We start from the raw sequence: 506 nt of genomic DNA, 5'->3' as shown, positions 1-506 counted from the left end.
TCCGCATTGAAAGCCCTCGAAGGCGACGAAGAAGCAAAACAGTCTATCCTCAAACTGATGGACGCTGTTGACGAATACATCCCGACGCCGGACCGTCCGACGGACAAACCGTTCCTGATGCCTGTCGAAGACGTATTCACGATTACGGGCCGCGGCACCGTAGCAACGGGCCGTGTAGAACGCGGTACGGTTAAAGTAGGCGACGCAGTCGAAATCGTAGGCTTGTCCGACGAACCGAAACAGACCGTCGTAACGGGCGTAGAAATGTTCCGTAAGCTCCTCGATTTGGCAGAAGCCGGCGACAACATCGGCGCATTGCTCCGCGGCATCGACCGTAAGGAAATCGAACGCGGCCAGGTATTGGCAAAACCGGGAACGATTCATCCGCACACGACGTTCAAAGCACAGGTATACGTATTGACGAAGGATGAAGGCGGCCGTCATACGCCGTTCTTCAACGGCTACCGTCCGCAGTTCTACTTCCGCACGACGGACGTAACGGGCGT

Annotated in this window: 1 protein-coding gene; it reads left to right on the top strand. The window is 56.3% G+C overall.

The features are described 5' to 3' along the window. On the top strand, positions 1-506 hold a 506-nt coding region (locus tag CJ260_RS12535), incomplete at both ends, for an EF-Tu/IF-2/RF-3 family GTPase (protein ID WP_255378529.1).

Origin of the sequence: Megasphaera sp. ASD88, assembly GCF_002287425.1 — a bacterium.
GTDB classification, from domain to species: Bacteria; Bacillota; Negativicutes; order Veillonellales; family Megasphaeraceae; genus Megasphaera; species Megasphaera stantonii.
Note: the sequence above shows the minus strand (reverse complement) of the source record. Positions and strands in the feature narration are given on the sequence as shown.